We start from the raw sequence: 24,515 nt of genomic DNA, 5'->3' as shown, positions 1-24,515 counted from the left end.
GCGGGGCGGGCGATCAGGCGGTCGGCTGGCGGGCCGCGCGGACGCGGTCGTCGAGGTGGGTGCGCAGTTCCCGCACCACGCGGTCCTGGTCACCGGGGGTGAACACCGCGGCCACGTAGTGGTCCGGCCGGACCACCACGAACACCGGTTCCGCGGGCAGTCCCGCGGTCAGGGTCTCGCGGTCCTCCCGGACGCGGACGACGCCGGCCCCGTCCGGGCGTGCCGGGGCCCCGGAGCCGCGGGGGGAATCGAGGCGGACCAGCGTGGCGCCGATCGCGGTGAAGTACGGGTCCAGTCCGACGGGGTCGGCGCCCAGTCCGATCACCGACCAGCCCCGGCCCAGGATGGCGTCGAGGCCCGCGGCCCGATCGGCGGTGCCGGGAGAACCGGGGGAGCCATCGGCGGCGGGGGCGCCCGTGACGGGGGTGACCCTGGGCTGGCCCAGCGCCCGCCCCACGGTCACCCCCGGCAGGTTCGCCGACCGCGCGTCGGGCCGGACCGCGAGACCCTCCGAGTAGTCCGGCGGGGTGACGAAACGCATGTTGGCGAGGTAGGCGTGCACGGCCGGGGCCTTGCGCAGCAGCTGCACCGTGAGGTCCCGGGCCCGGGTGGCGAGGGGATGCGTGGCCATGACGACGGCGCCGATGCGGCGCGAGAGCGTCATCATCTTGGCCCCGTGGACCCGGCGCTCGGTCTCGTAGGTGTCGAGGAGCCGTTCCGTGGCGCCGCCCCGCACCGCCTCGATGAGCTTCCAGGCGATGTTGGAGGCGTCGCGGACACCGGCGTTGAGCCCCTGCCCGGCGAAGGGGGGCATCAGGTGCGCCGCGTCGCCGGCCAGGAACGCCCGGCCCGAGCGGTAGGACCGTGCGACCCGCTGGTGCGCGACGTACACGGCCGCCCGGCGGACATCGGCGGGGTCCAGCGAGGGGCGGAACGGGCGGAGCAGCTCCCGGATCATGTCCGGGGAGGTCATCTCGTCCCCGTCCTCGTGGTCGAAGAGCATGAACTCGAGCCGGAGACGGCCGTTGAGGCCCGGCACGAGGACGTAGGGGCGCTCGCCGTCGCAGTGGAACTCGGCGAACGGGTCACGCTGGACGGGCTCGTTGAGCAGGTCGATGACGATCCAGCGCTGCGGCTGCGTGGAGCCCATCAGCTCGATGCCCAGGGCGGAGCGGGTGAAGCTGCGCCCGCCGTCGGCGCCGATGAGCCAGTTGGCGGTCAGGGTGCGGGCCCCCTCGGGGGAGTCCACCTCGAGGGTGACGCCGTCGGCGTCCTGGGACAACCGGACTGCCTCGGTGCCCAGCAGCACCTCCAGGCCCGGGTGGGCCAGGGCACGGTCGAAGAGCAGCTGCTCGAGGATCGGCTGGTCGAACTGCGTCTTGGCGGGATGGCCCAGCCGGGAGGGCATGGGGCGCGCCTCGGCCAGCAGGCACTCACCGAGGCCGAAGTAGCGGCTGCCGGTGTCCAGGAGGGACTCGGCCTTGAGGGCGTCGGCGATGCCCAGCTGGTCGAAGACCCGGAACGACTCGTCCTGCAGGCTGATCGCGCGGGGCAGGTCACCGGGGGCCGTGGCCTTCTCCACCACGGTGGTCCGCACGCCGGCGTCGGCCAGCAGCAGGGCGGCGGTCAGGCCCACCGGGCCGGCCCCCACCACGATGACCTCTCGCTCAGGGTCGAATCGGTTGATCACTGTCGCCTCCTTGCTGTCGGCAGGCCCCGAGCGGGGTGCCGGTTGCCCCCTGGCGCCGATCCCCCAGGGGACCGCCCGGGGACGGAAAGTAATGCATATCACTTGATACAGCACACTAATGCGCTGTGTATGCATAGGTCAATAGAGAATATATTCTGACACCGCCAGCTGTGGGCGCCCCGTCAGCGGAGGCGGGCCTCCTCCGCCGTGGGCCGTGGTGGAGCACCGGCGGGCCGGGCGCCGATCTCGATCGACTCGCCGTCGGCGGGCACCAGGAGCTCACCGGCGAAGGTGTCCGCTGCCCGCTGCCACGCCTGTGACGGGGCGTGGGCCGGGACCAGGTGATGCAGCGCCAGGGTCCGCACGCCCGCGGAGGTCGCGAGGCGCCCGGCGTCCTCCGGCGTGGTGTGCGCGCGCCGGTGGTGGCCCATGCTGGCCTCGAGGTCCCGCGGGGTCGCCTGCGGGTACCCGGCGGCGACCGATGCGAGGTCGATGGCCTCGTGCAGGAGCAGGTCGCACCCCGCGGCCAGGCGGACCAGGTTCTCACTGGGCGCGGTGTCCCCGGAGACCGTGACCGAGCCGTGGACGGAGTCGAACCGGAACGCGAAGGCCGGCGCCATGGGCTGGTGCTGGACCAGGATGGCCGTCACCGTCACGCGCTCGTCGGCGAAGACCTCGAACGGTTCCATCACCGGGTGGTTGGCCGCGTCCGGATGGAACCCGGCGTGGGGTGGGATGGCGATGTCCACCCCCCGGAAGATGCGTGAGAGGTCCGGCGCGCGCGAGTCCCGGCGCCGGTCGTTCAGGTCCGTGGCGTGGGCCCGCAGGAGCGACTCGACCAGGTCCGCGGTGCCCGGGGTGGGTGCGTCCGGGAAGATGGGCTCCGGTGCCGTCCCGTCGTGGCCGTTCGCCGGGGGCAGCACTCCCCGCCGGCCCGGGCCGAGCACGGGGACGGTGCGTTCACCCTGGCCGCGGAAGGCGAGGCCGCCGAGCACCATGACGGAGTTCAGGTCGATGGTGTGGTCGGAGTGGTGGTGGGTGATGAAGATCCCGGCCAGGTCGGTGGGGTGCAGCCCCGCCTCTGCCATGCGCAGGGCCACGCCGTGGCCGCAGTCCACGAGGTAGACGGCGCCCTCGACGATGACGGCGGTGGCGATCCCGCTGCGGTGCCGGGGGTCACCGTCCGGGCGCAACAGCGGGCCTCCCGCCGTGCCGAGGGTGACGACGCGCATGCCCTGCGCCCGATGCTGGTCCATGGGTGTCCTGTCCACTGGTGCTGGTGCTGGTCGGGGGACGGCGGTGGGGGCCACCGGCTGACCGGTGACCCCCACCGTGGCCGCGTGCGAAGGGGTCAGCCGAAGATGCCCGCGATGACCGACTGGCTGGACTTCTGCCGGTCCGTCACGTCGGCGAGGTCCGGACGGGGCAGCAGCGGCACGTCCGCCGGGTTCTCGAAGGGCAGGTCCATGTCCTCGGCGTTGGCCACCGGGCCGTGTCCGGCCGCGGCCTTGACCTCGTTGGCCTCCGGGGTGTTCAGCCAGGTGGTGAACAGTTCGGCGGCCTGCGCGTTCTCCGCCTCGTCGATGACCCCGGCGTACCAGTAGGTCGCCCAGTTGCCGCCCTCTACGGGGTAGGTGATCTCCACCGGGGCCCCGTCCCCGGTCAGGCTCAGGTAATTGCCCATGGCGCCCATGATGCAGGCGTAGGCGCGGCCCTGGACCACGGCGTTGTGGCACTCCGCGGTGTTGGAGGAGATGACGACGTCCTGGGCGGCCAGGTCGGTCAGGTAGTCCTCGCCCAGGGACTCGTCGTGCAGCACCAGGTCGGCCCACTGCATGCCGCCCCCGTCCGTGGCCGGATCGGTCATGGTGATCTTGCCCTTCAGGGCCGGGTCGAGCAGGTCCTGCCAGCTGGCTGGGACCAGGCCGACGTCCTGGCGCGTGTCGTAGACGAACCCGCGGGGAGAGGCGGAGACGGCGGTCAGGGTGCCCGCCTCGAGGGAGAACTGGGGATCGCTCGTGAGGTCCTCCGCGTTGAATGGACGGAACTCCGCGAAGTAGTCCCGGCCCGCCAGTGCCACGGCCCCGGCGTCACCGGTGATCACCGCGTCGGCGATCCGCTGTCCCGAGGCCTGCTCCTGGGAGACCTTGGTGTCCAGCTCGGCGCCGACGACCTGCAGCGGCTCGACGCGGATCTCGGGGAAGCGCTCCTGGAAGGCCTCGAACACGCCCGGCCAGGTCGCCGTCAGCGGGGTGTAGACGTTCACCGTGGTCTGACCGCTCTCCACCGCCTCGGCGTACATCTGCTCGAACTGGGCCTGGGCCTCGGCCCCGCCGAGCCCGGCCGCGGCCTCGACCCCGTCGCGTTCGCCGAGTCCCTCGGAGGCCGGGGCGTCACCGCCGCAACCGGTCAGGAGGAGTGCTGAGGCCAGCCCGAGGGTGGTGAGGAGGGTGCGTGATTTCATGGATCGACCTTTCATGGGGGATTCCCGCGGGGGATGCGGGGGAAGGGGGAAGGGGAGTGCGGTCAGAGCGGCAGGCAGGCCAGGGAGTCGACCGGGATCCCGGCGATGACGTCCTGGCCGACCAGGGGCGAGCCGTTGGGCCAGATGTTGGCCACCTCGGCCGTGCGCAGGGAGACCGAGAACCGCTGAGGCCCCACCTCCAGCGCGTAGATGTACTCGTCGCCGAGGTAGACGATGTCGGTCACCGTGCCGGTGAACCGGTTGGGCATCGCCGTGGCCGGTTCGCCCATGATCACCGAGGCCGAGCGCATGGCGACCTCCACGGCGTCACCGGCCGCGAGGCCCGTGCGGGCCGGGCAGTCGAGGCGCAGCTCGGTGTCGTCCAGGCGGACCGAGATCCCGTGGTCGTCGGCGGTGACCACGGTGGCCCGCAGGAAGTTGTCGTAGCCCACGAAGTCGGCCACGAAGTGGGACACGGGGTGCCAGTAGATCTCCCGCGGGGTGCCGACCTGTTCGATCCGTCCCTTGTTCAGCAACACGATGCGGGTGGACAGCGAGACCGCCTCCTCCTGGTCGTGGGTGACGTAGAGGGAGGTGGTGCCCACGCGGCGGTGCATGTCCCGCAGCTCGGTGCGCATGTCCTGGCGCAACCGGGCGTCCAGGTTGGACAACGGCTCGTCGAACAGCAGCAGCCGCGGGTTGGCGACCAGCGCCCGGGCGAGGGCCACGCGCTGCTGCTGGCCGCCGGAGAGGTCCGTGGCCATCCGTCCGGCGAACTCATCGAGCCCGACCAGCTCCAGGACGTCGCGGACCCGGCGCGCCCGGTCCGGGACGCTGACCTTGCGCATGCGCAGGGGGTAGCCGACGTTGGCGGCCACGGACATGTGCGGCCACAGCGCGTAGCTCTGGAAGACCATGCCGATGTCCCGCTTCTCCGGGGGGACGTGCGTGCGCTGGGCGGGGGCGTCGACCACCTCGTCGCCGATCGAGACCCGGCCGCCCGTCGGGCGTTCCAGTCCGGCCACGCAGCGCAGCGTCGTGGTCTTGCCGCAGCCGGAGGGACCCAGCAGGGTCAGGAACTCACCCTCCTCGATCTGCAGGTCCAGCGAGGGCACGGCCGGGACGGCCTGGGGCGAGTACCGCTTCTCGAGGGACTCAATGCTGACTCTTGCCATGGGTCTTCCTATCGGGTGCCGGCCGCGCTGACCGCGCGGGCGTCGTCGGGGGTGGGGGTCGGGTGGGGCAGGGCCGCGATCCGGGCGGTGCCGGACGGCGGCCGGACGGCGGCCACGAGGTCGCCGCGGGAACGGGTCCGGCGTTCGGACCGCCAGCGCAGCAGGCGCCCGGCGCCGAGCAGGATCGCGCCGCCCACTGCCAGCAGGGCCAGCAGGAGCAAGAGCAGTGCGGCCGCCCGGGAGCCGTTGCCGAGCTGGGTGTAGTAGTTGTAGACCAGCAGGGACACGGTCTCCGTCTTGGTGCTGGACAGCAGGATCGGGATGTCGAGACTGCCGGCGGCCATCACGCCGGTGATGAACCAGGAGGCCAGGAACGTGGGGCCGATGAGCGGGACGACGATGCTGGTCATCATGCGGACCGGGGAGGCGCCGCTGACGCGGGCCGACTCCTCCAGCTCGACGGCCAGCTGGCCGACCGGTCCACTGGTGGCGCGCTGGGCGATGGGCGTCACCACGATGACGAGGGCGATCAGCACGATCCAGACGGAGCCGTAGAGGGTGCGCAGGCCCGGCACGCTCAGGTAGGCCCACGTGATGGCCAGGGCGAGGACGATGCCGGGCACCGCCACCACCGCCCAGACGATCAGTTCCGGGACCTTGGACAACCGGTGCTTGCTGCGCAGCGCCACGTAGCTGATGACCACGGCCAGCACCGTGGCGAAGAACCCGGCCAGGATGCCCACGAAGAAGGTGTTCTGCAGGGCGCGCAGGACGCTCGGGGTGGTGAGCAGTTCCGTGTAGTGCCGCAGGGTGAACCCGGTGACGCCGAGGATGGGCTGTAAGGACCCGATGACCAGCTGCACCAGCGGCAGGATCAGGGCCACGGCGGCGTACACGAGGAAGAGCGCCAGGCCGGCCCACCTCCAGCGGCCGATGTCCTCGCGCTCCACGCGGTAGGCCTTGCCGGTGACGGTGATGAAGTTGCGGTTGCCGAGGGCCTTCGACCGGATCATCACCAGCAGGTAGATGATCGCGATCAGCAGCAGGGCCAGTGCGCTCGCGGAGTCGTAGCGGATCGGCGTGGTGGCGAGGAAGTCGTAGATCTGGGTGGGGAAGACGTAGATGCCGGCCGGCACGCCCAGGATGAGGGCGACGTCGAGCTGGCCCAGCGAGTTCACGAACCCGAGGATGGCCAGGCCGGACAGGGTGGGCAGCAGGATCGGGATGTTGATCTCCAGGAAGGTCCGCACCCTGCCGGCACCGGAGAGCAGCGAGGCCTCCTCCATCGAGCGGTTCAGGGCGCGCACCGGGCCCATGAGCAGCAGGTACATCACCGCCACGCTCTTCAGGCCGCTCACGAGGATCAGTCCCGCCCAGGACAGGGCGTCGAAGCGGACCTGGCCGTCCGGCCCGGTGCCCAGGACCTGGGTCACCAGTCCGGTCGGGCCGGTGAGCATCCCCCAGCTGATGGCGAAGAAGAGCGTGGGGATCGCGAAGATCGTGACCATCGTGATCGTGATGGTGCGGGACCCGGGGGTGTTCGTGCGCGTGGCCAGCCACGCGAGGACGAAGCCGCCGACGATGCCGATGGCCTGCACCCCGAGGGCGTACAGGACCGAGGCCCAGAGGGTGCTCCAGGTGGCCGGGTCGCCGTAGGCGTTGACGAAACCGGAGAGCCCGAACTCCCCGGCGGTCCCGGGCTGACCGCTGCGGAATGCACCGTAGACCAGCATCAGCAGCGGGTAGCCGAAGAACGCGGCGATGAACAACAGGAACAGGAGCAGGGCGGGCTGGGCGGACCTGAGTCGATTCACGAGGGCTCTCCGGGAACGGGCGGACGCTCGCCGTGGGCGGCGCGAGCGGGGGGACTGAGAATCCATACTGGATGTGATCTCAGACACTGTCAACGAGTTTGTAAAATATGTACGGAAAACATTTCTCGAGACGGGCCCGTCCTGACGCCTGCTGAAAAAACTCGACTCGAGGGGTAGCGTGATCGTCGCCACAAATATATTCTTACTGCGACAGTGCAAAATGTTGCCCGGATAGCCGGCGACGACCAGCCTCGAGGAGGACCCCGTGAGCGACACGACTCTCGACACCCCGACCACTTTCGACCCCCGGGCGTTCCGAGACGTCATGGGGCACTACCCGACGGGTGTGGTGGTCGTGACCGCCATGGTCGACGGCACCCCCGTGGGCATGGTCGTGGGCACCTTCAGCTCCGTCTCGCTGGAACCCCCGCTGGTCTCCTTCATGCCCATGACGACCTCGTCGACCTACCCGAGGCTGCGCGCCGCCGACCGGGTGTGCATCAGCGTCTTCGCCCACGACCAGCTCCAGGCCTGCCGCACGCTGGCCTCCAAGGACCCGCAGAAGTTCGACAAGGTCGACTGGACGCTCTCGGAGGCGGGTGCGCCGATGATCTCCGGCGCCGTGGCCCACATCCACGGCCGCATCGACCGGGAGGTCGAGGCGGGGGACCACTACATCACCCTCGTCGCGGTGGACGACATCGCGGTGAACCGCCCGGTCACCCCGTTGCTGTTCTTCCAGGGCGGTTACGGCGGCTTCTCCGCCACGGGACTGTCCGCCCACGTCGACGAGTCCCTCATCTCCGCGGTGCGCGTGGCGGAGGCCGCCCGCCCGCAACTGGACCGGCTGGCCCAGCAGTTCGGCTGCACCGCTGCCGCCCTCGTGCAGATCAGCGCCGTGGACCAGACCATCGGTGCCACCTCGTACGGCGGGGACACCGACGCCGACGAGCGCATCGGCGTGCGCGTCCCGCTCCTGCCCCCGCTGGGTGAGGCCGCAGTGGCCTGGAGCCCCGACCAGGTGGACCGCTGGGTCTCCCGCATCTTCCCGCAGGACGAGCAGGTGATCGCCGGCTACCGCGAGGCGGCCGAGCGCGTCCGGGCCCAGGGATACGCCATCTCCCGGGTGGACCAGGACCCGGAGGGGTACGCCGCCCTGGGCGAGGCCCTGAGCGAGTACGCCCACGGCGAGCTGACGCCGGTGCGGGACCGCGCCGTGCGCACCACGATCGCGGGGGCGGGGCACTTCTTCGGCGGGTCCGTCAGCGCGGCGGACCACTCGATCGACCTGGCGAGCGTGGTGGTCCCGGTCTTCGCCCCCGGCGCCGGGGAACCCACCAACTCCGGCCTGGTGCTGCGGTTGTGCCACCTGCCCTCGGGAGTGGGCGGGGCCACCGTGCTGGAGTGGGTCCAGGCTCTGCAGCAGGCCGCGTCCGAGGTCACCCGGACCCTCTCGAGCGGTGCCGCCAAGGACTACGCGCGCTACGCCGCCGCAGGGTTGCGCAGCGCCTGAACGGCCGGCCCCCGGACGGGCTGACACGACGAACGCCCCGGGCCAGGGCCCGGGGCGTTCGTCGTGTCTCCAGCTGGGGGGTCAGCCCTTCTGGCTCATGAACTCCTGGATGGGGGTGCCGTCCACGAGCACCTCGGCGGTGTAGGTGCCGGCGTTGGCGGTGGCGGTGTACTCGAGCTGGCCGATGATCTGCGGATCGGCGCAGCTGCCGGCGGACATCGGCTGGCCGGTCAGGTCCACGGTGACGGTGTCACCCTCGATGGAGACGTCCTCCACGCTCAGCTCGGACTGGTACAGGGCGTTGATCAGGCCGTTGGAGTGCTCGTACGTCCGGTCCTCCAGCAGGGCCTCGATGCCGGCCTCGACGCGCTCGGTGGTACCGACCTCACCGGAGCCGGACGCCTTCACGGTGGACTCGACCAGCAGCTCACCGCACCCGGGGAACTCGACGCCCTGATGACCGGACCCGGCCGGGGACACCCAGTAGACGGTGGCCTCGCCGGCTGCGGCCGCGGCGGAGGACGGGGCCGCGGCCGGTGTCGAGGCCGTGGGGGACGACGAGGCCGGGGCCTCGGACGTGGGTGCGGCCGACGCCGATGGTGACTCGGACGCCGACGCGGAGGCGGCCCGCGTCTCGGTGGGGGACGCGGCCTGGCTGGACGCGGAGGCTGACGGGCTGGCGCTGGAGCTCGCGCTCGAACTGGCAGGCGAGGAGGCCGGGGCCGGGGTCTCGGTGGGCACGTCGGCGACCTGGCAGGCGGTCAGGCCGAGGGAGAGCGCCGCGGCCAGGCCGGCGACGGCGAGAAGGGGTCGGCGTGGTGTTCGCGTCAAGCTCATGCCCCTGAGCCTAGACGAGCGCCGCGCCTAGACTCGAACCATGATGGACTGGATCGCCTCCCTGCCGCTCGGCTGGGCCATCCTGCTGTTCTGGTCCCTGGCGATCGTCCGCGCGACCACCACCTATGCCCTCGCGCGCGGGATCGCCGCCGGTGCCGAGCGCACGTCCCTGCGCCGGCACCTGTCCGGGCCGCTCTACCTGCGCGCCATGAGGTTCGTGGACCGCTGGGGCCCGTGGGCGATCCCCCTGTGCTTCATGACCGTCGGCCTCCAGACCGCTGTGATCAGCACCGCCGGCATCACCCGGATGCGCTGGCGCCGGTTCATCCCCGCCATGCTCGTGGGCGCACTGATCTGGGGCGTCATCTACGGCACCGTCGGCATGGCCGTGGTCTGGGCCGTCATCACCACCGCCATGGCCAGTCCCTGGGCCGCCGCCGCGCTGGTCCTGGCCCTGGCCGGCGTCGCGGTCCTGGTGCTGTGGCGTACCGGCGGGATGGCCCTGCTGCGCGCCTCCCGGACCCAGCGCCGTGCCCGGGCCGTGGCCGGGCGCGCCGCCGCGGCCCGGGCCCGTGCTCAGCCGGACACGACCTCCGACGCCGGCCGGTAGGCCGAGTCCAGGTCCAGTCCCAGCGGTCCGGCGACGGCGTCCGCCACCCCGCGGTGGGTGAGGACGCCGCCGTGGGCGTTGAGGCCCGCGGTGAAGCCCTCGTCGGAGGCCAGCGCGGCGTGCCATCCGTGGTCGGCGATCTTCAGGACGTAGGGCAGGGTGGCGTTCGTCAGGGCGGCCGTGGAGGTCTGCGGGACGGCGCCCGGGATGTTGGCCACGCAGTAGTAGACCTGCTCGCCGACGCGGTAGGTGGGGTCCTCGTGCGTGGTCGGCCGGGAGTTCTCGAAACAGCCGCCCTGGTCGATGGCGATGTCCACGAGCACCGAGCCAGGGCGCATCGCAGAGACCATGTCCGCGGTGACGAGCTTCGGCGCCGCCGCACCGGGGATGAGGACCGAGCCGATCACCAGGTCCGCGTCCGCCACGGCCTCCGCGATGCTCAGCGTCGAGGACGCCATGGTCCGCAACCGGCCCTGGTACACGGTGTCCAGCTGGGTCAGGCGGTCGAGATTGATGTCCAGCACGGTCACGTCCGCACCGAGTCCCGCCGCGATCACCGCGGCGGCCTCCCCGGCGACGCCGGCCCCGATCACCGCGACGCGGCCGCGCCGGGTCCCGGGGACCCCGCCCATCAGGATGCCTGAGCCGCCCTGGGCCTGGGTCAGGTGGTAGGCCCCGGCCATCGGGGCGATCCGGCCGGCGACCTGGCTCATCGGGGCCAGCAGCGGCAGGGCCCTGCCGCGCGTGACGGTCTCGTAGGCGATCGCCGTGACGCCGGAGTCCAGCACCGCCCGGGAGAGCGCCATGTCCGCCGCGAGGTGCAGGTAGGTGAAGAGGACCTGGCCGCGGCGCATCAGCTGCAACTCGCCGTCCACCGGCTCCTTGACCTTGAGCAGGAGCCCGGCCTGGTCCCAGACCTCCTCGGCGCTCTCGGCCAGTCGTGCGCCGGCGTCGGCGTACTGGGCGTCCGTGATGCCGGAGCCGATCCCGGCACCGGACTGGACCAGCACATCGTGGCCGTGGAGGACGAGCTCGGAGACGCCGCCGGGGGTGAGGCCGACGCGGAACTCATTGTTCTTGATCTCTGTGGGAACGCCGATGAGCATGCACCGACGCTACCGCCACCGGGTCGTCCGCGGGAGGGCTGGCGGCGGGCAGGTCCTGATCAGCGAGGGGGCGGGCGCATACTGAGGGAGTGGACTACCAGATCATCACGACCGTCATCGCCGGACTGCTGCTCGCGGTGGCCGTGCTGGGCACGGTCTTCCCCATCCTGCCCGGTTCCGTCCTGACCATCATCACGCTCATCGCCTGGGCCTGGATCCTGGGCTCGCCCGCGGCGTGGACCGCCGCGATCGTCGGGGCCGGCCTGGCCGTGGCCGGGATGAGCGCCTCGGCGGTGCTGACCGGCCGGAAGATGCGGCGCGAACAGATCCCGCACGGCCCGATCCTCGTGGGCGTGGTCTGCGGGATCGTCGGCATGTTCGTGATCCCGGTGGTGGGCCTGTTCGTCGGTTTCGCCGCGGGCCTGCTCGTGGCCGAACTGGTCCGCCGCCGTGACCTGAGGTTGGCCGTCCGCTCCTCGTGGGAGGCCCTGAAGTCGATGGGCCTGGGCATCCTCGTCGAGTTCACCTGTGCGTCCCTGGCGGCCTCGTCCTTCGCCATCGGCACGATCGTGCACTTTGCGAACCGCTGACGCGACCCCTGACGCAACCCCCCAGACGCAACCCCCTGACGCGACCCCCTGACACCGACCGACCCGCTGACACGCACCCGACGACCGGAGGGAACCATGGGCATCTACGACATCCAGCTGGAGCAGACCGGCGCCACCACGGACTGGACGCTGCTCGTGCTGTGCGCCGTGGCCGGCGTGCTCGGGCTGGTCGCCGCCGTCGTGGTGATCCCCCAGCTGGTCACCGCCGTGCGCCGGGAACGGCCCGGCGGCGCAGGCGGCCGTGCCGGGGAGGAGGGGTCCGGTGTCACCGGTGGGGGAGGGCCGGAGACCCGCCCGGATCGCGCCGCGGCGAGCAACCGGGTGGGCCTGGCGATGGCAGCACTGCTGTCCGCGATGCTCGTGGTCGGCGGGATCATCGGGTCGGTGGTGGCGCTGACGGCCACGGGCCTGCACCACGCCTCCGGGCACGTGGAGGCCACCGGCGTGGTGGACGGGCAGCGCTGGCTGAAGATCGCCGAGCTGCCCTTCGCGGTGGCCTGGGACGGGGCCGAACCGGTGGAGGGCGAACGCGTGGGGGCGGCCTGCACCGAGGGTTCGCCCGTGGCCGGGCTGGAGTGGACGTGCGCCCCGCCCGGGCGCTGACCCGCCGCCGGACCGGCGGGGGATCAGGCCGGGGTGACCGGTGACGGCGGGGCGCCGTGGTGCCCTGACATCGGCTGACATAGGCTGTCGCGCATGGTCGTGCGCAGTGGTTTCCCCATCCTGAAGACCGATGACCTGCCCCGTCTGGTCAGGTTCTACCGGGATGCCTTCGACGCCGTGCGGACCTACGGCTTCCCCGCTCCGGACGACGAGTCGCGGGACGTGTTCGTCGTGCTGCGGATGGGCGGGGCCTTCCTGGCGATCGGCCGGGAGCTGGACATCGGCGGCAACGACTCCCGGGCGGCCCTGTGGTTCTACGTGGACGACATCGACGAGGTCACCCGCCGGGCCCATGCCGCCGGCGCCACCATCGTCGCGCCCCCGCAGGAGATGCCCTGGGGGGAACGCGTGGCCCAGGTGCGCGACCCGGACGGGTTCCTGGTGTACCTGGGCGTCCGGGCCACCGACGAGGCCGCGGACGCGTCGTAGGGCACGATTCCGCGGGCCGGGCGGGAACGACGACGGGACGCCACCCACGCAAGGTGACGCCCCGTCGTCGTGGGCCGGATGGTCCCCGGGCCCCGCAGTGCCCCGGTCAGATGACCGGGCGGCCCTCCTTCTTGGCCTGGGACACGTCGCGGAAGAAGCCGCGCGCGATGAGGAAGAGGATGACGGCCACGATGACGGGCCACATCAGGACGTAGAGGGTCAGTCCGATGGTCATGTGAGTCCTTTCAGGGGACGGGGAGTTGCGATGGGTCCGGGGTCGCGGCGGGGTCAGTCCCGCCGGCTGCCCGGAGCGGTGTCACCGGCGGTCCCGGCACCACCGGCGGATGCGCCGCGGGTGGCCAGTTCGGGCTCGTCGGCACCCTGGGCGGGGGCCGGGTGCTCGGGGTCGAACTCGCCGGTGATGTCCTTGATGACGTCGAAGTCGAAGTCCTGCTTCGAACGGAAGGACATGAGGTAGCAGACCAGGAACGAGACCGCGTAGGCGACCAGCGAGGCCGAGAGCACCGTGTAGTCACGCAGGAAGAAGAACGTGAACGGAGCGGCGACCACGGTGGCCACCCCGCCGATGATCACGGCGGGCTTCAGTCCGAAGAAGCCGAAGGACATGATGCCCAGCACCACGCCGATGCCGATCGTCGCCAGCAGTTCCACGCCGAAGCCGAGGGCGCCGGTGAACGGGATCCACTCGAAGCGCACCGGCAGGAAGGCCACGAGGGCCGCCAGGACGCTGACGCTGAAGGCCGCGTTGGTGACCTTGGGCCAGTAGAACGAGGCGATCACCGGGAACACGAGGCAGCCCCAGAGCGCGCCGACGAACACCAACAGGTCCAGGATGTTGAACTGCGCGGTGGCGAAGTACAACGCGGCGGCGGTGGCGATGATCATGCTGACGCGGCCGACGAGCAGCATCGTCTTCGGCTTGACTTTGTCCTTGCCGACCGACTGGCCGTACATGTCCGACATGACGATGGAGGACAGCGCGGCGAGGTCCGAGTCGGCCGTGGAGGACAGGGCGCCGATGATCATCAGGAACGCCAGGGCCAGCAGGACCGGGCCGAGGTAGGTGCCGGCCATCTGCGGGATCAGGTTGTTGACGTCCCCGTTCATGGGCTCGACGCCCAGGTACAGGGCCATCACGCCGAGCATGCCGATGCCGATCACGGCGCCGCCGTAGCCGATGGTGGCGGTGACGAACGTGGGCTTGATGAGGTCCTCGCGCACGGAGAACAGGCGCTGGGCGATGGTCTGGTTGCCGATGGCGTAGGCCAGCACCGCGGCGATGTAGGGGGCGCCCTGGTTCATGAAGGCGTCCGAGGAGAAGAAGCTGCCCTGCTCCGGGGTCACGGTGCCCGCGGCGACGCCGGCCTCGAACATGCCGGGCCCGCCGGCCACGAAGAAGATCACCGGGATGATCACGACGGCGGCGCCCAGCATGAACATCACCTGGGCGAAGTCGGTGAGCACGGAGGCGCGGAACCCGGACCACAGGGTGTACATCAGCACGCCCCCGGCCACGATGACGATGCCCGCCCCGAAGCTGAGCGGGGACAGCATGGAGATCAGCGCGCCGCCGGCGATGAAGTTGGAGGTCAGGGAGATGAGGGAGCCCAGGACGTTGGAGCCGGCCAGCATCAGCTGGGAGGAGCGGCCGTGCCGGGCGTACATGACCTCGGCGAGCGTGTGGGCCTTCGGGGCGACCTTGCGGATGCGCTTGCCGAACGGGTAGATGAACAGGATCATCAGGGCTCCCCAGAGCCCGTAGTGGATGGGGCCGGCGACGCCGTAGGTGTACCCCGCGGTGGCGGAGGCGTACATCGAGGAGGCCCAGATCCAGGTGGCGGTCATCGATGCCGCCGAGATGCCGAATCCGATGTTGCCGCCGGCGGTCATGTACCCGTCGGCGTTCTCGTTCTTCTGGCTGATCCTCACCGACATCCACATGGTTCCGCCGTAGAAGAGGATCAGCAGCAGGACCACTGCCATGATTCCCAGTTGGTTGAATTCCTGTACGGGTGGCATCCCGTCCCTTTCTGTCGGCGACAATGACAGCGCTCCGACGACGCCTCCCTGAGCTGGCGGCGTCCCCTCTCGGATCGCACGCGTCAGTCCTCGCGGACCGGCGCGACCGGCCTGCAAGGACCGGTCCGGCTGGCCCTTGGGGGCCGCCTCCGGCGGGAGCCACGGAGCGGGTCTGCATGCGCCGAGGAGTACCTCAGGGGTACCTCGGGCACGCACCCTTGGGGGCTCGCACTCACCGGATCCGGTGCTCGACCGGACGCTGTAGCTTCTCATGTTTGCATCAGCAACTTCAAACCGGTTGACAAGCGGGTGCGTAACACTCCATGTCAGATGCCCTTTGTGCGCCGTTCACAAAGGGTGGCCACCCGGCCCTCCGGGTGATTTGGGCGCTAGCGGGCCGGTCGTCGTATGATGGTGGAGCGCGTTTCGGCCGATGCCGGCGCCGCGGGGCCTTAGCTCAGTTGGTAGAGCGTTTCGTTCGCAATGAAAAGGTCAGGGGTTCGACTCCCCTAGGCTCCACCAGACAGTTCACGACAGGGAACCGGTTCGCCGCCAGGCGGGCCGGTTCCCTGCGTTTCCGGCCCCTGTCCCGACGGCTGCCCGGAGCCGGTGCACCGCCGTGGCCGCAGGCACCGCCGCGCGGTTCCACTACGGTGGAGCACGTGACCAGTCGAACTGACGCCGGCCTCCGCTCGTTCTGGGACCGCGCCCGCGCCGCCTCGCCCGCGCTGCCGGTCGGCTTGCCGCAGGCCTGGGCCTTCGGGGCCACCCCGGTGCACGCGGACGGACTGCTCGAGCTGGTGCTGGCCGGCACGAAGACCGGGACCGCCTCCTCGCTCTGGGACCACGAGGCCACCGGGGAACCCGTCCCGCAACCGGGTGAGCTGAGCATCATCCTCGACGGCGCGGGCCGGCCGCGCGCGGTCCTGGAGACCACGGAGGTGGTCATCGTCCCGTTCGACGAGGTCGACGAGGACCACGCCCGCTCCGAGGGGGAGGGCGACCGGACGCTGCGCGCCTGGCGTGCGATCCATGAGCGCTACTGGCGGGACCACTCCGAGAACCCTCGCGGCTTCGAGCCCACCATGCCGGTGGTCTGCGAACGGTTCCGGCTGCTGCACGCCGAACCGGCAGGCCGCGCGTCGTAGGGGCCGTTCGGCACGCGCCGGCCGCCCACCGGCCGACGGCCAGAGGCGGCGTCAGGCCGCGGCCGGGCCGGCGTACTCCCTCATGCCGGCCAGCTCCGCCATCCGCGCCAGCCCCGGCCCGAGGTGCGCGCGGAAGCGGGCGGCGGCCGCCTGCACGGCGGCTTCGCCCGCCCTCTCCGGCGGGATCCGGGTCGGGTTCAGGGTGGTGCGTTCCGACCACGCCTTGATGTCCGGTTCGCAGGCGAACGACGCGGCCGCGCGGCCTCCCAGGACCTGCATGCGGGCCCAGCTCCTCGGGGTGTCCGGCAGGGGCGAGGGCAGGCAGACGCTGTTCTTCTCCTCGTCGTCGTCGCGGGTGGCCTCGACGTAGCCGGTGATGGCCGCGCCGAAGCAGGGGAAGCCCGCGCGGACCGGCTGCAGGGTGATGGCATGGCGCTGCCAGATCGGCACCACGGGGGCGTACTTCAGCCCGGAGGCGGCGCAGTGCACCACGATGCTGTCCGCGGGCACCCGGACGTCCCCGGAGTCGAAGTGCAGGATCCCGGGGTCCACGTGCCGGAGATGACCGCGCCGCACGACGTCCTCGATGGTGCGCAACCGGTCCACCTCCCACTGCCCGATGGTCGGGGTCTTCGCCATGGTCGGGGTCACCGACTCGTCGATGCGCACCATCACGCCCGCGTCCTCGAGCCGCAGGAACAGGTCGTCGGGGGAGGACGCGGCGGCCCCCGCGGCCATGATGTCCCCGGCCGAGCGGTAGAAGACCACCGGGTCCGGCTGCAGGGCGGCGCGGTTGATCATCCAGGGTTCGCGGGACCGCACCCAGCAGATCGCGCCGGGGTCCACGTCGTTGCCCAGGAGCCACATGCACGCATCCGTCGCGGTCTTCCCGGACCCGACGACGACATACCGGCCGGGTGCCTCCGTCACCTTGACGAGGTCGTTGACCGGGATGACCCGGGCCCCGGCGCCGACCCCGAAGGTCGGCGGCGTGGTGGCCGGGATGTCGGGGCCGAGGTAATCGGTGGTGACGACGCGCGCGGTGTCCGCGACCTCGAACCGGCGGCCGGAGACCCGGGAGACGAACGTGTGGTCGCCGAGGTACTCGCAGCCCGGATGGAACTCCACCTTGCCGGAGTCGAGCATCCGCTGCAGGACGCGGACGTAGTAGGCGCAGATCTCCGGTGCGGTGGCCCGTTCGTGCAGCCCGGCCTCGGGGCCGCTGTCCTGGATGCGCCCCTCGCCGAGCCGGGTCGAGGCCACCCCGTAGAAGAGCGAGGCCTGGTGGAGCCGGACGAAGGGATAGGCGTCGAGCCAGTGCCCGCCGACACCGTGCCGTCGGTCCACCATGACCACGTGGACAGTGGCGTGGTCGATCAGGGCGTCAACGAAGGCCATCCCGCTGGCGCCTGCACCGACCACCAGGTAGTCGGCGGCAATCACAGCGCCCATGGGAAAATTCTCTGCCTCCGGGACAGACCGGTCAATGTGCGGGGAGCCCCCGCGCGTGTCGATCCGAACCGGTGCGCCCTGCTCCTCAGTCGGCTCCTCAGCCGGCCTTCGCGCGCTGGCCGCGCGGGTTGAACTAGCCGCGCTGGCCGCGCGGCGGGCCGGCGAACACCTGCGCGATCGGCAGCCACTGCCGCGCCGCGGGGCCCTCGGCGACCAGCGAGGTCTCCTGGTGGTCCCGGCGCTGGGCGACGACCAGGCAGAAGTCCTCGGCGCTCCCGGTGACGCGTCCGGTGGCGTCCTCCGGCCCCCAGGTCCAGGCCTCCCCGGAGGGCGCGGTGAGCTCGATGCGGAACTCGCCGACGGGCGGTTCCAGGCCATTGATGCGGAAGGCGAAGTCGCGGGTGCGCACGCCGAGGTGGCAGACGTCCCGGAGCCGGTCGGTCGGCACGCGCCGCACCCCCAGGGCGTCGGCGACGTCCTGGCCGTGGGCCCACGTCTCCATCAGCCGGGCGGTCGCCATGGACCGCGGCCGCATGGGCGGGCCGAACCACGGCACCGTCGAGGCGGGATCGACCGCGTCCAGGGCATCGGCGACGCGCCTGCGCCCCTCACGCCAGTCGGCCAGCAACCGGGCCCGGTCCCGTGCGGCACGCTCGCTTGCCGACTCGTTGACGTGGTCGAAATTGCCCTTCACGGCTGCAGCGTGGTCGGCGAAGGCGCCGGGGTCGGTCAGGGCCAGGAGTGACATCTCGTCGGTCCAGGCCAGGTGCCCGATCTGGTGGGCGATGGTCCAGCCGGCGGCGGGCGTGTCCCGGCGCCAACCGGCCTCGTCCAGCTCGGCTACCAGGGTGTCGAGGTCCTCGGCTTCTGCGCGGAACGCCGCGGCGATAGACGTCATGTCCGCATCGTCGCACGGACGGCACCGTACCCGGCGTGCGTACGCTGGTGTGACGTGCACCATGGGACCCGGCCTCGCCCCGTTCCACCGACCTCCGTTCCACCTGCTCCCGTTCCACTGGCTCCACCGGCCCCGGGCCGCTTCGCCCTCGCCGCCGACCGCCCGACCCTCCGACGAAGGAATCCCATGACCGACTCCACGCACCGCACCCTGTCCGGCCGCACGATCCTCATGTCCGGAGGCAGCCGGGGCATCGGCCTGGCCATCGCGGTGCGCGCGGCCCAGGACGGGGCCAACGTTGCCCTGCTGGCCAAGACCGAGAGGCCGCACCCCAAGCTCGAGGGCACCATCCACACGGCGGCGGCGGCCATCGAGGCGGCCGGCGGGCAGGCACTGCCGATCGTCGGCGATGTCCGGGACGAGGCCTCGGTGACGCAGGCCGTGGCCCGCACCGTGGAACGCTTCGGCGGGATCGACGTCGTGGTGAACAACGCCAGCGCCATCGACCTGTCGAAGACCCCGGACCTGCCGATGAAGAGGTACGACCTGATGCAGGACATCAACACCCGCGGCTCGTTCCTGCTGGCGAAGACCGCGCTGCCGCACCTGGGCCGGTCCGGGGCAGCCCACATCCTCACGCTGAGCCCCCCGCTGAACCTGAACCCGCAGTGGGCCGGCCGGCACCTGGGGTACACGATCGCCAAGTACGGGATGTCCCTGGTGACCCTGGGCCTGGCCGAGGAACTCAGGGGCCAGGGGATTGCCGCCAACAGCCTCTGGCCGCGTACGACGATCGCCACCGCCGCGGTGCGCAACCTGCTCGGGGGCGAGGAGGTGGTGGCCCGCAGCCGGATCCCGGAGATCATGGCCGACGCCGCGCACGAGATCCTCACCCGGGACCCGCGCGAGTGCACGGGCCACTTCTTCATCGACGACGAGGTGCTCGCTGAGGCCGGGGTCACCGACCTCTCCCGCTACGGCGGCCCGGAGCAGACCCTCGAGCGGGACATCTTCCTGGACGAGTGACGGTGACGTCCGGGCGACCCGCCGGCCGGATGAGCGCCGCGGATAATGGCCGGATGGAGCCGTGGGAGATGCGTGAGTGGTACGCCGAGTACCTCGAGGCGTGCAACCGGCACGACCTCGAGGCCATCCGGTCGTTCATCGACCCCTCGGTGCGGCGTGCGCACCTGCCGGGCGGCGCCGATGCGTGGGTGGACGACGTGGCCGACCTCTTCCAGGCCTTTCCCGACTGGCGGTGGCGCCGCATCCAGCTCATCGTGGAGGAGGACCGCCTCGCCGTGCACCTGCGGGGGAGCGGTACGCACCGGGGTGCGTTCCGGGGCATCGCCCCGACGCGACGGCACGCCAACGTCGCCGAGTTTGCGATGTACCGCGTCGCGGACGGTCGGATCGCGGAGTACTCCGGGGTGGTCGACACGATGGAGCTGCTGACCCAGCTCGGCAGGACAGCGCCGTAACCGGTCGCTCCGCGGAGGCGGCCCGGGGCGGTGCCAGCGACGGGGCCGGACGGGTCAGCTCCGCGCCGTCTCGGTCTCCACGCGCTCCCCGGCCAGCAGTTCCATGGCCTGTTCCCGCAGGTCGACCTTGCGGACCTTGCCGGTGACGGTCATGGGGAACTCGTCGATCACCTTCACGTAGCGCGGGATCTTGTAGTGCGCGATCCGGCCCGAGCAGTACTCGCGCAGGGACTCCGCCGTGGGGGCTGCTGCCCCCTCGCGGATGCGGATCCAGGCGATGAGCTCCTCGCCGTACTTCTCGTCCGGCACGCCCACCACCTGCGCGTCGATGATGTCCGGGTGCGTGTAGAGGAACTCCTCGATCTCGCGCGGGTAGATGTTCTCCCCGCCGCGGATCACCATGTCCTTGATCCGGCCGGTGATCCGCACGTATCCCTCCTCATCCATCACGCCGAGATCCCCGGTGTGCATCCAGCCCTCGGCGTCGATCGCCTCGGCGGTCCGCTCGGGGTCGTTCCAGTACCCCTTCATCACGGCGTAGCCCTGGGTCTGCAGTTCCCCGGCCTGGCCGCGGGGCACGACCTCGCCCGTGGCCGGGTCCACGACCCGGATCCTCAGGTGGGCGCCCACCCGCCCGACGGTGCTGACGCGCCGCTCCAGGCTGTCCGACGTCGAGCTCTGGATCGAGACCGGCGAGGTCTCCGTCATGCCGTAGCAGATGGTCACGTCCGTCATGTTCATCTGCTCGATCACCTGGCGCATCACCGACTCCGGGCACGGCGAACCCGCCATGACACCGGTGCGCAGGCTGGAGAGGTCGTAGGACTCGAAGTCCGGCAGCCCCAGTTCGGCGATGAACATGGTCGGCACCCCGTACAGGGACGTGCACTTCTCGGTGGCCACGGCGTGCAGGGTCGCGGCGGGGTCGAAGCCGGGGGCGGGGATGACCATGGCCGCCCCGTGGGTGGTGGCCGCCAGGTTGCCGATGACCATCCCGAAGCAGTGGTAGAAGGGCACGGGGATGCAGATGCGGTCGGCCTCGGTGTACTCCACGCGCTCGCCGTCGAAGTACCCGTTGTTGAGGATGTTCCGGTGCGTGAGCGTCGCGCCCTTGGGGAACCCGGTGGTGCCGGAGGTGTACTGGATGTTGATCGGGTCGTCCGGGCTGAGGCCCGCCGCGACCTGCGCCAGCCGGTTCTCATCCGCGGCGGCACCGGCCAGGCCCCCCCACTCCGGGGTGCCGAGGATGACCACGTCCCGGAGCTCGGGGCAGTCGTCCCGGACGTCGGCCAGCATCCGCTCGTAGTTGGAGGTCTTGAAGGAGGATGCCGCGATCACCGTGCGGATGCCCGACGTCGTCAGCGCGTACTGCAGCTCGTCGCGCCGGTAGGCCGGGTTGATGTTGACCAGGATTGCGCCGATCTGCGCCGTGGCGTACTGCACCAGCGTCCACTCGGCCACGTTCGGCGCCCAGATCCCCACGCGGTCCCCGGTCCGGATCCCGGCCTCCAGCAGCCCGGTGGCCAGGCGCGCGACGTCGGCCGCGAACTCCGCGTAGCTCCAGCGCCGGCCGGTCTGGACCTCCACGAGCGCGTCGCGCTCGCCGAACCGCTCGACGGTGCGCGCCAGGTTCTGCCCGATGGTCTCCTCCAGCAGGGGGGTGTCGGTCGGGCCCTGGTCCTGAGAGGGTGCGGCGGTCGGCTGAGTGGTCATGGACGATCTCCTGGCGTTGCGGTGAGCTGCATCACAGTGGTGCGACGTCGGCCAGTTTAGTTACTGACCGCTAACCGGTCTAGACCCCGCCGATTCAGACCCGCCGGTCAGGCGCCCAGGACAGGACCGCAGGACAGGACCGCAGGACAGGGTGAGCCGGGGCGGGGAAGATGGATCCATGACCCCCGAACCCGTGGACGTGCTGATCATCGGCGCCGGACTCTCCGGCGTCAACGCCGCCTACCGGATCCGCGAGGCCTGCCCCGAGCTGTCCGTCCGGGTCCTCGAGGCGCGCGGGGAGACCGGCGGCACCTGGGACCTGTTCCGCTACCCGGGCGTGCGCTCGGACTCGGACGTGTACACGCTGACCTTCCCCTTCCACCCATGGACCGGCCGGGACACGATCGCCAGCGGTGAGCAGATCCGGCAGTACCTGCAGCAGGTCGTCCAGGACACGGGGCTGCGCGAGCACATCCAGCTGGACACCCGGGTCACCAGCGCGGACTTCTGCACCGACGAGGCCCGCTGGCACGTCCGTGCGGTGCGCGCCGGGCCGGCCGGTGGACGGCAGGAGCGGTACACGGCCCGCTTCCTGGTCGCCTGCACGGGCTACTACGACGCCGAACACCCCCACGATCCCGGTTTCGACGGGGTCGAGGACTTCACCGGCACCGTCGTGCACCCGCAGCACTGGCCGCAGGACCTCGAACTCGCCGGCCGCCGGATCGCGGTCATCGGCTCCGGGGCCACCGCCGTGTCCCTGGTGCCCGCGCTCGTCGAGGCCGGTGCGCAGGTGGCCATGGTCCAGCGCACGCCCGGTTACGTGCTGGGCCTGCCGCGCCGGGACCCGCTGGCGGGCCTGGCCCGTCGGCTCCTGCCCCCGACGGCGGCGCACCGGGTGATGCGCGCGAGGAACGCCGCGATGCAGTGGGGCTTCTACCGCGCCTGCCGCCGGGCCCCTCGACTGATGCGCTCCGTGCTGAGGCGTCGCGCCGTCGCGGCCACCGGGTCCGAGGCCCTCGTCGACGAGCACTTCACCCCGCCCTACGACCCCTGGGAACAGCGTCTGTGCGTGGCCCCGCACGGGGACCTGTACGCGGCCATCCGGGCCGGGCGGGCCGGCGTCGTGACCGGTGAGGTCGAGCGCTTCGTACCCGAGGGGGTGAGGCTGGCCGACGGCCGGATCGTGGAGGCCGATGTCGTGGTCACCGCGACGGGGCTGCGGGTGCTGTTGCTGGGCGGGATCGAGGCGTCGGTGGACGGGGTGGGCATTGACCCGGCCGCGTCCTACGCCTACTACGGGGCGATGCTCAGCGGCGTGCCGAACCTGACGTTCTGCATCGGCTACGTCAACCAGTCCTGGACCCTGCGCTCGGACCTGACCGCCCGGTTCACCGCGCGCGTGCTGCGCCGGCTCGTGGACCGCGGACTGGACTCGGTGGTCCCGGAGGTGCCGGACGGCATTGGCCCCGGCCACCCGTTGATGGCGGACCTCCGCTCCGGGTACCTCGTCCGCGCGGCACACCTGATGCCCCGCGCCACCGACCGGTATCCCTGGGCGATGGCGCAGGACGTGGTCCGTGACGGCTGGGCCACCGGCCACGCCGACCTGGAGGTGGGGCTGTGCTGGAGCCGGACGGCCCGGGCCTCCCAACCCACTCAGGACGGGGCGGGACAGGACGGAGCGGGGCAAGGCGGGGCTGCCCAGGACGAGACTGTGCAGGACGGGGTCGTTCAGGACGGGGCGAGGCGGTCCAGGTGAGCAAGCCGGTCCTCGGCGCGGTCGAGGCGTTGGGGCACCTCGAGGTCCCACCACGCGTCACCGCGCTCACCGAGGCCCTCCTTGGCCAATTGGACCCGGTCCCGGGCGGCCCGCTTCGCGCTCTCGTCCCCGGCCGTGCGCACCGCCGAGCGCGCCCTGCCCAGGTGCGAGCGCAGGCGGGCGGCGGTCTCCTCGGGCAGCTCGGGGTCGGTGGCGCGCCACTTGCGGCCGTCCACCACGATGTACCGGCCGTCCTCGGTGCGCTCCATGATCGAAGCCTACGCGCGGACCACCGGGGCCGAACGGGCCGGGCGCACGGGGGAGGGCAACCTGGCGGGGGATCTCGCACTCCAGGCGGCCTGGTGGGAGGATGCGGAGGAACCATGACCAGAGAACCGGAGACGCTCATCGTGCCGGACGCCGCCGCCTGGCGGGCCTGGCTGGACGAGCACGAGTCGGAAGCGGACGGGGTCTGGCTGCTGCTGGCCAAGAAGGGGACCACCGCGCCGACGTCCCTGACCTATGCGCAGGCCCTCGACGAGGCACTGTGCAGCGGTTGGATCGATGGGCAGGCGAAGTCTGTCGACGCGCAGACCTACCGGCAGCGGTTCACCCCTCGGCGCAAGGCCTCGCTCTGGTCGCAGCGCAACATCGGCAAGGTGCAGGCGCTCACCGAGGCGGGCCGGATGCGACCACGCGGCCAGGCCGAGATCGAACGCGCCAGGGCCGACGGCCGGTGGGAGCGTGCCTATGCCGGCCCGGCGACCGCCGAGATGCCCGAGGACCTAGCCGTAGCCCTGGAGGAGTCGCCGCGGGCCGCGGAGACCTTTGCCACCCTGAACGGCCAGAACAGGTACGCGGTCCTGCACCGGGTCCTCACCGCGCCGAGCCCGGCCAGCCGGGCCAACAGGGTGGCGAAGCTGATCGGCATGCTGGAGCGCGGCGATACGCCGTATCCGCAACCGGGTTGATGCCTTGCCAGGGGGAGAGGATGGGGCGCCCCGTCTTCAGACGGTGATTCATTCCAGGATGGACATTTCCCCGGGTCCTCCCGGCCTGATGCGTCCATCCTGCGATGATTCCTGGTCGGCGCGATGGGTTCGGGCGGT

At 71.5% G+C, this 24,515-nt stretch carries 23 protein-coding genes and 1 tRNA gene; 11 read left to right on the top strand and 13 right to left on the bottom strand.

Features of this window, described 5'->3' with window-relative positions:
- Positions 1-13: 13 nt before the first annotated feature.
- The 5 genes from GGQ69_RS12445 to GGQ69_RS12425 form a co-directional block, all read right to left on the bottom strand.
- Positions 14-1,690 carry an FAD-dependent monooxygenase gene (locus tag GGQ69_RS12445; protein WP_183529006.1) on the bottom strand — a complete coding sequence of 559 codons (1,677 nt, stop codon included), beginning with the start codon at positions 1,688-1,690 and terminating at the stop codon, positions 14-16.
- Positions 1,691-1,872: 182 nt separating this feature from the next.
- Positions 1,873-2,946, bottom strand: a complete 1,074-nt coding sequence (locus GGQ69_RS12440; RefSeq protein WP_183529004.1) for an MBL fold metallo-hydrolase — start codon at positions 2,944-2,946, stop codon at positions 1,873-1,875.
- Positions 2,947-3,041: 95 nt separating this feature from the next.
- Positions 3,042-4,154 carry an ABC transporter substrate-binding protein gene (locus GGQ69_RS12435; RefSeq protein WP_183529002.1) on the bottom strand — a complete coding sequence of 371 codons (1,113 nt, stop codon included), beginning with the start codon at positions 4,152-4,154 and terminating at the stop codon, positions 3,042-3,044.
- A 62-nt stretch (positions 4,155-4,216) separates the two neighbouring features.
- Positions 4,217-5,329 carry an ABC transporter ATP-binding protein gene (locus GGQ69_RS12430; protein WP_183529000.1) on the bottom strand — a complete coding sequence of 371 codons (1,113 nt, stop codon included), beginning with the start codon at positions 5,327-5,329 and terminating at the stop codon, positions 4,217-4,219.
- Positions 5,330-5,337: 8 nt separating this feature from the next.
- Positions 5,338-7,143, bottom strand: a complete 1,806-nt coding sequence (locus tag GGQ69_RS12425) for an iron ABC transporter permease (RefSeq protein ID WP_183528998.1) — start codon at positions 7,141-7,143, stop codon at positions 5,338-5,340.
- 265 nt (positions 7,144-7,408) lie between these two features.
- Between GGQ69_RS12425 and GGQ69_RS12420 the strand changes: the two genes are divergently transcribed.
- A complete protein-coding gene (locus GGQ69_RS12420; protein WP_183528996.1) occupies positions 7,409-8,656 on the top strand; it encodes a flavin reductase family protein in 1,248 nt (415 codons plus the stop codon).
- An 81-nt stretch (positions 8,657-8,737) separates the two neighbouring features.
- Here the strand turns inward: GGQ69_RS12420 and GGQ69_RS12415 are convergent, their stop codons facing one another.
- The gene (locus GGQ69_RS12415) at positions 8,738-9,493 is read right to left on the bottom strand and encodes a GerMN domain-containing protein (RefSeq protein WP_183528994.1); all 756 of its coding nucleotides are present in this window, start codon (positions 9,491-9,493) and stop codon (positions 8,738-8,740) included.
- Between the two features lie 40 nt (positions 9,494-9,533).
- Between GGQ69_RS12415 and GGQ69_RS12410 the strand changes: the two genes are divergently transcribed.
- The gene (locus GGQ69_RS12410; protein ID WP_183528992.1) at positions 9,534-10,103 is read left to right on the top strand and encodes a DedA family protein; all 570 of its coding nucleotides are present in this window, start codon (positions 9,534-9,536) and stop codon (positions 10,101-10,103) included.
- Here the strand turns inward: GGQ69_RS12410 and ald are convergent.
- Positions 10,070-11,209: an alanine dehydrogenase gene (gene ald, locus GGQ69_RS12405; protein ID WP_183528990.1), complete on the bottom strand. Its 1,140-nt coding sequence runs from the start codon at positions 11,207-11,209 to the stop codon at positions 10,070-10,072. The genes GGQ69_RS12410 and ald overlap by 34 nt on opposite strands.
- 89 nt (positions 11,210-11,298) lie before the next feature.
- On the opposite strand from ald, the gene GGQ69_RS12400 reads away from it, so the two are divergent.
- From GGQ69_RS12400 to GGQ69_RS12390, 3 genes are all read left to right on the top strand, one after another.
- Positions 11,299-11,799 (top strand): DUF456 domain-containing protein, encoded by a 501-nt coding sequence (locus GGQ69_RS12400; protein WP_183528988.1) that lies wholly within the window; start codon positions 11,299-11,301, stop codon positions 11,797-11,799.
- Between the two features lie 96 nt (positions 11,800-11,895).
- On the top strand, positions 11,896-12,423 hold the full coding sequence (locus tag GGQ69_RS12395) for a hypothetical protein (RefSeq protein ID WP_183528986.1): 528 nt from the start codon (positions 11,896-11,898) through the stop codon (positions 12,421-12,423).
- A 93-nt stretch (positions 12,424-12,516) separates the two neighbouring features.
- On the top strand, positions 12,517-12,912 hold the full coding sequence (locus tag GGQ69_RS12390) for a glyoxalase/bleomycin resistance/extradiol dioxygenase family protein (protein ID WP_183528984.1): 396 nt from the start codon (positions 12,517-12,519) through the stop codon (positions 12,910-12,912).
- Positions 12,913-13,018: 106 nt separating this feature from the next.
- Here the strand turns inward: GGQ69_RS12390 and GGQ69_RS16270 are convergent, their stop codons facing one another.
- Entirely contained in the window at positions 13,019-13,147 is a 129-nt protein-coding gene (locus GGQ69_RS16270) for a putative transporter small subunit (RefSeq protein ID WP_221243760.1), read from the bottom strand.
- Positions 13,148-13,200: 53 nt separating this feature from the next.
- Positions 13,201-14,916, bottom strand: a complete 1,716-nt coding sequence (locus GGQ69_RS12385) for a sodium:solute symporter family protein (protein WP_255459696.1) — start codon at positions 14,914-14,916, stop codon at positions 13,201-13,203.
- Positions 14,917-15,398: 482 nt separating this feature from the next.
- Between GGQ69_RS12385 and GGQ69_RS12380 the strand changes: the two genes are divergently transcribed.
- Positions 15,399-15,474, top strand: a tRNA-Ala gene (locus GGQ69_RS12380).
- Between the two features lie 140 nt (positions 15,475-15,614).
- A complete protein-coding gene (locus GGQ69_RS12375) occupies positions 15,615-16,100 on the top strand; it encodes an ASCH domain-containing protein (protein ID WP_183528980.1) in 486 nt (161 codons plus the stop codon).
- A gap of 51 nt (positions 16,101-16,151) precedes the next feature.
- Here GGQ69_RS12375 and GGQ69_RS12370 read toward each other — a convergent pair whose 3' ends face one another.
- Positions 16,152-17,552: an NAD(P)-binding protein gene (locus GGQ69_RS12370; protein ID WP_183528978.1), complete on the bottom strand. Its 1,401-nt coding sequence runs from the start codon at positions 17,550-17,552 to the stop codon at positions 16,152-16,154.
- Positions 17,553-17,685: 133 nt separating this feature from the next.
- The gene (locus GGQ69_RS12365; RefSeq protein WP_183528976.1) at positions 17,686-18,450 is read right to left on the bottom strand and encodes a TIGR03084 family metal-binding protein; all 765 of its coding nucleotides are present in this window, start codon (positions 18,448-18,450) and stop codon (positions 17,686-17,688) included.
- Positions 18,451-18,636: 186 nt separating this feature from the next.
- On the opposite strand from GGQ69_RS12365, the gene GGQ69_RS12360 reads away from it, so the two are divergent.
- Complete coding sequence (locus GGQ69_RS12360; RefSeq protein ID WP_183528974.1) at positions 18,637-19,476, top strand: NAD(P)-dependent oxidoreductase; 840 nt, start codon at positions 18,637-18,639, stop codon at positions 19,474-19,476.
- Positions 19,477-19,544: 68 nt separating this feature from the next.
- Positions 19,545-19,931 carry an ester cyclase gene (locus GGQ69_RS12355; protein WP_255459695.1) on the top strand — a complete coding sequence of 129 codons (387 nt, stop codon included), beginning with the start codon at positions 19,545-19,547 and terminating at the stop codon, positions 19,929-19,931.
- Between the two features lie 54 nt (positions 19,932-19,985).
- Here GGQ69_RS12355 and GGQ69_RS12350 read toward each other — a convergent pair whose 3' ends face one another.
- Positions 19,986-21,644: an AMP-binding protein gene (locus tag GGQ69_RS12350; protein WP_183528970.1), complete on the bottom strand. Its 1,659-nt coding sequence runs from the start codon at positions 21,642-21,644 to the stop codon at positions 19,986-19,988.
- A gap of 178 nt (positions 21,645-21,822) precedes the next feature.
- On the opposite strand from GGQ69_RS12350, the gene GGQ69_RS12345 reads away from it, so the two are divergent.
- Positions 21,823-23,406 (top strand): NAD(P)/FAD-dependent oxidoreductase, encoded by a 1,584-nt coding sequence (locus GGQ69_RS12345; protein ID WP_183528968.1) that lies wholly within the window; start codon positions 21,823-21,825, stop codon positions 23,404-23,406.
- Here GGQ69_RS12345 and GGQ69_RS12340 read toward each other — a convergent pair.
- Positions 23,379-23,675 (bottom strand): biopolymer transporter Tol, encoded by a 297-nt coding sequence (locus tag GGQ69_RS12340; RefSeq protein WP_183528966.1) that lies wholly within the window; start codon positions 23,673-23,675, stop codon positions 23,379-23,381. The genes GGQ69_RS12345 and GGQ69_RS12340 overlap by 28 nt on opposite strands.
- A gap of 114 nt (positions 23,676-23,789) precedes the next feature.
- Here GGQ69_RS12340 and GGQ69_RS12335 point away from each other — a divergent pair, with 114 nt between their 5' ends.
- Positions 23,790-24,377 (top strand): YdeI family protein, encoded by a 588-nt coding sequence (locus GGQ69_RS12335; RefSeq protein WP_183528964.1) that lies wholly within the window; start codon positions 23,790-23,792, stop codon positions 24,375-24,377.
- Positions 24,378-24,515: the final 138 nt, after the last annotated feature.

This window comes from Micrococcus sp. TA1 (assembly GCF_014199555.1).
In the GTDB taxonomy this organism is placed as follows: domain Bacteria; phylum Actinomycetota; class Actinomycetes; order Actinomycetales; family Micrococcaceae; genus Citricoccus.
Note: the sequence above shows the minus strand (reverse complement) of the source record. Positions and strands in the feature narration are given on the sequence as shown.

What these genes read in the sequence shown, in the direction of transcription:
- GGQ69_RS12440 (WP_183529004.1), bottom strand. Translation starts at nt 2,946, where the DNA reads ATGGACCAGCATCGGGCGCAGGGCATGCGCGTCGTCACCCTCGGCACG.
- GGQ69_RS12435 (WP_183529002.1), bottom strand. Translation starts at nt 4,154, where the DNA reads ATGAAATCACGCACCCTCCTCACCACCCTCGGGCTGGCCTCAGCACTC.
- GGQ69_RS12430 (WP_183529000.1), bottom strand. Translation starts at nt 5,329, where the DNA reads ATGGCAAGAGTCAGCATTGAGTCCCTCGAGAAGCGGTACTCGCCCCAG.
- GGQ69_RS12415 (WP_183528994.1), bottom strand. Translation starts at nt 9,493, where the DNA reads ATGAGCTTGACGCGAACACCACGCCGACCCCTTCTCGCCGTCGCCGGC.
- GGQ69_RS12410 (WP_183528992.1), top strand. Translation starts at nt 9,534, where the DNA reads ATGATGGACTGGATCGCCTCCCTGCCGCTCGGCTGGGCCATCCTGCTG.
- ald (WP_183528990.1), bottom strand. Translation starts at nt 11,209, where the DNA reads ATGCTCATCGGCGTTCCCACAGAGATCAAGAACAATGAGTTCCGCGTC.
- GGQ69_RS12395 (WP_183528986.1), top strand. Translation starts at nt 11,896, where the DNA reads ATGGGCATCTACGACATCCAGCTGGAGCAGACCGGCGCCACCACGGAC.
- GGQ69_RS12390 (WP_183528984.1), top strand. Translation starts at nt 12,517, where the DNA reads ATGGTCGTGCGCAGTGGTTTCCCCATCCTGAAGACCGATGACCTGCCC.
- GGQ69_RS16270 (WP_221243760.1), bottom strand. Translation starts at nt 13,147, where the DNA reads ATGACCATCGGACTGACCCTCTACGTCCTGATGTGGCCCGTCATCGTG.
- GGQ69_RS12385 (WP_255459696.1), bottom strand. Translation starts at nt 14,916, where the DNA reads ATGGCAGTGGTCCTGCTGCTGATCCTCTTCTACGGCGGAACCATGTGG.
- GGQ69_RS12370 (WP_183528978.1), bottom strand. Translation starts at nt 17,552, where the DNA reads ATGGGCGCTGTGATTGCCGCCGACTACCTGGTGGTCGGTGCAGGCGCC.
- GGQ69_RS12365 (WP_183528976.1), bottom strand. Translation starts at nt 18,450, where the DNA reads ATGACGTCTATCGCCGCGGCGTTCCGCGCAGAAGCCGAGGACCTCGAC.
- GGQ69_RS12360 (WP_183528974.1), top strand. Translation starts at nt 18,637, where the DNA reads ATGACCGACTCCACGCACCGCACCCTGTCCGGCCGCACGATCCTCATG.
- GGQ69_RS12355 (WP_255459695.1), top strand. Translation starts at nt 19,545, where the DNA reads ATGCGTGAGTGGTACGCCGAGTACCTCGAGGCGTGCAACCGGCACGAC.
- GGQ69_RS12350 (WP_183528970.1), bottom strand. Translation starts at nt 21,644, where the DNA reads ATGACCACTCAGCCGACCGCCGCACCCTCTCAGGACCAGGGCCCGACC.
- GGQ69_RS12345 (WP_183528968.1), top strand. Translation starts at nt 21,823, where the DNA reads ATGACCCCCGAACCCGTGGACGTGCTGATCATCGGCGCCGGACTCTCC.
- GGQ69_RS12340 (WP_183528966.1), bottom strand. Translation starts at nt 23,675, where the DNA reads ATGGAGCGCACCGAGGACGGCCGGTACATCGTGGTGGACGGCCGCAAG.
- GGQ69_RS12335 (WP_183528964.1), top strand. Translation starts at nt 23,790, where the DNA reads ATGACCAGAGAACCGGAGACGCTCATCGTGCCGGACGCCGCCGCCTGG.